Annotated in this window: 5 protein-coding genes; 1 reads left to right on the top strand and 4 read right to left on the bottom strand. The window is 59.2% G+C overall.

Annotated elements, in window-relative coordinates:
• Together QT222_RS07265 and QT222_RS07260 are read right to left on the bottom strand one after the other, a co-directional pair.
• On the bottom strand, positions 1 to 1,922 hold a 1,922-nt coding region (locus QT222_RS07265), incomplete at its 3' end, for an ArtA-dependent S-layer glycoprotein (protein ID WP_491476776.1).
• A gap of 223 nt (positions 1,923 to 2,145) precedes the next feature.
• Positions 2,146 to 2,925 (bottom strand): VOC family protein, encoded by a 780-nt coding sequence (locus tag QT222_RS07260; RefSeq protein ID WP_491476775.1) that lies wholly within the window; start codon positions 2,923 to 2,925, stop codon positions 2,146 to 2,148.
• 136 nt (positions 2,926 to 3,061) lie between these two features.
• Between QT222_RS07260 and QT222_RS07255 the strand changes: the two genes are divergently transcribed.
• Positions 3,062 to 4,504, top strand: coding sequence for an MATE family efflux transporter (locus tag QT222_RS07255; RefSeq protein WP_004057343.1), 1,443 nt, complete (start codon positions 3,062 to 3,064; stop codon positions 4,502 to 4,504).
• 157 nt (positions 4,505 to 4,661) lie between these two features.
• Here the strand turns inward: QT222_RS07255 and QT222_RS07250 are convergent, their stop codons facing one another.
• Together QT222_RS07250 and QT222_RS07245 are read right to left on the bottom strand one after the other, a co-directional pair.
• Positions 4,662 to 5,135 carry a TIGR04206 family protein gene (locus QT222_RS07250; RefSeq protein WP_004057344.1) on the bottom strand — a complete coding sequence of 158 codons (474 nt, stop codon included), beginning with the start codon at positions 5,133 to 5,135 and terminating at the stop codon, positions 4,662 to 4,664.
• On the bottom strand, positions 5,132 to 5,363 hold a 232-nt coding region (locus QT222_RS07245), incomplete at its 5' end, for a TGS domain-containing protein (protein WP_491476774.1). The genes QT222_RS07250 and QT222_RS07245, both read right to left, overlap by 4 nt.

Below are 5,363 nucleotides of genomic sequence, written 5' to 3'. Positions count from 1 at the left end.
TCGGCGTTGCCGTCGTAGTTGTCCGTGCGCGAGGCAGAGACGTCGTCCAGATCGTAGACGATGAAGTACGTGTCGTTCTCGCCGTCAGCGATGACCGTGGCGCTGGAGCCGTTGATGCCCAGGACCTTCGGGTCGCGGTTCGGACCGGGGTTCGTCTGTTCGACGGTGAGGTTGAACTCGGTACCGTTGAGCGTGTCGAAGTCCTTCACGTCGAAGGCGCCTTCGAGACCCGTCGCGCTGATCTGGTGGACGACGATGTCGCCGTTGGCGACAGCGTCAGATTCCGTCAGGTTCTCGTTCTCGATTGCCTCGTAGAGAGCTTCGGAGTCAGAGAGGTCTTCGCCCGTTGGGGCCGTCCAGACCGTCTGGCTGTCCGTGCTGCGGTCTTCGAGGACGAGCGTCGCAACGTTGTCGGCGTCGCTGCCGGTTGCGACTTCGAGGCCGTAGTCACCAGCGTCGAGGAGATCGCCTTCTGGGATCTCCGTCGTGATGTCGTCGACCGTGTATTCGTCGTCGCTGTCTTCAACGTCGAACGAGGACGTCTTCTTCGGTTCGTACGTGTTGAAGAGGAGCGTGACAACGCCGTCGTCGTTACCGTCTTCGACGGTGACGTTGGCGCTGTAACCGAGGTCGTTGTCGCCGACCGTGATGGTGGCGGTGTCAGTACCCTCGAGGGTGACGTTGAGTTCGGCGATGTCGCCGACCTGTTCGTTGACCACGGTGGACGTGAAGTCGGACGTGGAGTCCTTGGCCTTCGTGACGGAGACCGTGTCGGACTCGACAGAGACGCCCGAGTAGGCGTCAGTCACTTCGACCGTGTAGTCGTCAGCGTCGAGCGTGCTGAGGTTGAAGTCAGCTTCACCCTGGCCGTCGAGCGTGATGGTCTGTTCCGTACCGTCGACCTCGTCACCGTCGCTGTCGATTGCGACGACGTCGATGGTGCGGTCGCCGGCGTGAGCCGAGGCCGTACCTTCGAGGCTGTCGGCGGTGGTGATGTTCAGGTCGTCAATAGAGACATCGAGACCGAGGTCACGGACGTCGACTTCAGCGGCGGACTCGTTGCCACCGATGTTGAAGTCGTAGGAGTCGATTTCCTTGCCGTTGGTGTCGAAGATGAAGACCTGGCTGTGATCGCCAGTGGAACCAGCGAACTGGTAGTTGTTGTCGTCGCTAGTGCCCTCGACTTCGACGGAAACGCCCGTCGAGTCGGTGAGGACTGCGACTTTCGAGCCCTTGTACGCCGTGTTGTTGGAGTTGTTGGCGACGTAAACGGGCGCGAAGGTGACATCTTCCGTGCCGGAGACCGAGTTACCGGAGGTGTCCGTCACGTCGTATTCGACTTCGAGGTCGTCCGTGTAGACCTGCGAGAGCGTGGCGACGAGCTGACCCTTGTTCTTGGAGATGCTCTGCGTCAGGTTCGAGTCGCCCTTCGTGACGTTCAGGTCGTTGACGGTGACCGTCTCGTCGAAGGCAACTTCGACCACGGGCGTACCGTCGTCGTAGTGAACCGCCGAGGTGACCTGCGGTGCTTCGGAGGCCGTGACGGTGAGAGACACGTTCTCATCAGCGACCGTCGAACCAGGCGTGGTGGAACCCTGGTAGGCGGAGACATTGTAATCACCAGCCTCCGCTTCAGCGAGGTCGAAGTCGATGGTGGTCGAAGAGGCGGTTTCATTGATTTCACCGGACTCGAAAACGCCGTCACCGTCGTCGAGCCAAACGGTATAATCACCCGAGCTGCCGTCGTCAGTGAGAGACACCGAGACAGAAGCTGAAGAACCAGCTTCAACGGTGTCACTGCCAACGGAAACGTCAGTAACAGTCGCAGCAGCCGTACCCGTGAACGCGATGGACCCGGCAAAAACCGAGAATACCATCAGCGCAGCGAGCAGGACCGCGCGGATTTGTTTGTTGCTTGTCATTGTTATAGATGGATCTACAAGTGGCGAAATAGCTTTCTGCCCACAGGCCCGAGGGTAGGAACGGGCTAGGGATTACTCGCTGAGATCACCTTGGGTAGGGGTACGAAACCGAGTCACGGGAGACACGGTAAATACTTTGTGGAATGTCTCAGTAGCCGGAGCGTCACGAACTGAGAGTTGTCAATAAAATATTAGCTTCGAGAAGTTACCAGTGGTTGAACATTTACTCCGGCGTCTCGAAGTCGTCGGGGAGAATTTCGATCTCGTGCCCGTCTGGATCTTTGGTGAATGCGAACATGTCGTCGCAAGATTCGGGGTCACGGTACTCTTCCGCTTCGCGCTCCATGAGCGTCTCCCAGTATTCGTGGAGGTCGTCAGCGCGCACAGCGAGGTGTCCCCACGCGTCGCCCATATCGTAGGTTCGGCCGTCGTAGTTGTAGGTGAGTTCGACCGCCATCGCCTCCTTTGCTGCGCCTTCGGGCTTTACGAAGTAGTTTGCGAAGGTGTCTGACTCCCAGCGACCGGTGTGTTCGTACTCGAACTTTCGAGTCCAGAAGCCGAGCGCTTCGTCGGCGTCTTCGACGCGAACCATCGTGTGGTCGAGACTCCACTTGGCACCGTGGTCTCGCTTGACGATTTCGACTTCGTGCCCGTCGGGGTCCTTGACGAACGCGTAGCGGCCGCCGCAGGACTCAGGGTCGCGGTAGTCGTCGACGCCTTCGTCCATGAGCTGCTGGTACGACGATTCGAGTTCGTCTTCGGGAACGCGAACGGCGATGTGTCCCCAGGCATCTCCCATCTCGTAGGTGTGGTCACCGTGGTTGTAGGTGAGTTCGAGGACGGCACCCTCCTCGTGGAGGTCTTCGGGACCGAGATAGACGTTGGTGAACGTATCGGCTTCCCAGCGACCTTTCTCCTCGTAATTGAGGTGGGTCGTATACCAGTCGAGCGCCTCCTCGAGGTCTTCGACACGGAGCATTACGTGGTCGAGAGTTCCGGACATACCCAACAGGTGTGACGCACTGGCGAAAAAGCGTACCGAACGCGGAACTCCCCGTCCATGGTTGGCACGGGGTGTTTACCCAGGGATTTAGTTCGTTACGTGTCGCATAAGTACTCAGCGCGATTACGATTCGGCTGTGCTCCCGGTCCCCAACCCTGTCCGACTCCTCATCCTTGGTATCGGACTCGCGCTCTCCCGAGTTGGCCTGCTTAACCGTGAGCGTGCAGTCCGGACTGTCGACCTCGCGTGGCCCCGCATCGTCACCGGTATCGCCCGCATGTCGAAGAACGCTGTCGACGTGGCGATGGTTGGTATCGCCTCGGGAACAGTTGCAATTACTGGGGTCGGGTTCGCCGGACCGTATTGGGGACTCGCATTCGCCCTCGGCGGCGGCATCGCTGGCGGGACTATCGCGCTCGTCTCGCAACGCTTCGGCGCAGACGCGATTGATGAACTGGGACTTGCAGTTCGGTCGAGCGTGCTTCTCACCGTTATTGTAACGCTGCCAGTCACGGCCGTCTTTTGGCTGTATCCGACAGCGCTGATTTCACTTTTGAGCAACAACACCGAGGCTATCCAACTCGGGGCAACCTACCTCCGAATCGTCGGTCTCGGCGTTCCATTCGCCGGACTGAATCTCATTGGCAGTCGCGTGCTCGTCGGGACCGACGACGCATACACGGCGATGATTCTTCGCGCGAGCGGCGCAGTCGTGAACATTGGTCTCAACGCGGTACTCATCTTCGGCCTCAATCTGGGCGTCAAAGGTGCAGCACTCGGGACGGTTCTCTCCAACGTTGTCGTCACTAGCGCGTTCATCATCGGACTCTCACAAGGGTCGCTTCCAGGCGTCGGCGAGTTCCCCGTCACCATCGACCCCTTCGGCGAATTTCTTGATTTCAGTACCCTCGTCGACCTCATTACAATCGGAGTTCCCGTAATGGGTCGAGGACTCGTCTGGACCGTCGCGGAGTTCCCGATGCTCGCCATCCTCGATAGCTTCGGTCCGAATGTGGTTGCGGCGTTCGTCATCGTCCGGCGTATCTGGGGGCTGATGAACACACCCGGATGGGGCTTCGGACTAGCATCTTCGAGCCTCGTCGGACAGGCACTCGGCAAAGATGACGAAGAGACCGCCGAATCCTACGGACGGGAGGTGATTCGATTCGCCGTGGCGACCTACGTCGTCTCCGCGGTTCTCGTCGCTCTGTTTGCCCGCCCGATTGTCCTCGGGTTCGTCAAGAATGCAAGCGACCCAGCGGTGCCGATTGCCGTCAACTTGGTGTACGTCGCCTGTTTCGCCGTCATCTTACAGGGAGTCTCCGGCGGGGCAGCGGGGCCGCTCGACGCCAGCGGAGACACCGCGTGGACGTTCGGAAGCCAGTTCGTCGGCATGTTCCTCTGTTCGATTCCGCTCACGTACATCGGGTCTGTGACTTCACTCGGAATCACCGGACTCTATCTGGCGTTCGTCGCCGAGACAACGATTCCAGCAACGTTGAACTACTATCGCTTCCGGACGGGAACGTGGAAAATCGTCAGTAGGGGCTACCGACCCGAGGCTGTCGCAGACGACTGAAGCGTGTCGCTGGGGCTTGGTCACCTGTTTTATCTTAGCCGCTTGCTTTCAGCCAGTTTCATCCTGTCGTCTGCGTCTTCCTTTGGACTCAAAACGTACGGTGACAACGTAGTGAGAAACTCGCGTACCCGCGCGTGGGTCTCACATTAACCGTCGATTACGAATCCGACGCAACCGTGTGCGACCGATAGAGGTAGGCTGCAACAGCCCACAAAGCGAGTGTCCCGACCGGCCACGCAGTTCGACCCGGTTGAACGGAAAACCCGCGAGCGACCTCTAGTTGCGTCACGCCTGCGAGTACGAGACCGGCGACCGTGATTCGAATATCTGAACGTCCGAAGACGTACCCGGAAACGACGCTCCCAAGCGAGACGAGATAACAGACGACGCCGAGAGGCCACGCGAGGATGTAGTCGGGGAGTCCAACCGTGAAGCGAAAGAGGAAGTCGATAACCGTTGTGACGCTCAGCGTGGACGGCGTAACGAGTCCCCAGGGGAAAAGCAGCGTTGCTGAGCCAGTCGCAAACGTCTGAACGGACCAGGGGACGAACCCGAGGACAAAGACGAGGAGTAGTTCGGTGTACCGTCGAACGACACGTGCGTTGGATTGTTCCGACGGATTAGTCGTCACCGCTGGGCGATGATGCGAAGCACGTCTTCGTCCGCCAGTACGTGGTCACGCCCGACCTGTTGGTCGTCGTGTTTCGCACTTGGCCCAGAGACGCGAGCGAACCGGAAGCGTTCGTCGAGTTTGGCCCCTAACTTGTGAATCGCGTCGTCGATTGTGTCTCCTTCGCGGAGGATAAGCGGTTCCTCGTAATCGACGCCGCGTCCGGGTTTGTCCATGTAAATTCGGATA

Source organism: Haloferax sp. s1, from assembly GCF_058382125.1.
The sequence above is the reverse complement of the archived record's forward strand: the minus strand, read 5'-3'. Positions and strand labels throughout refer to the sequence as shown.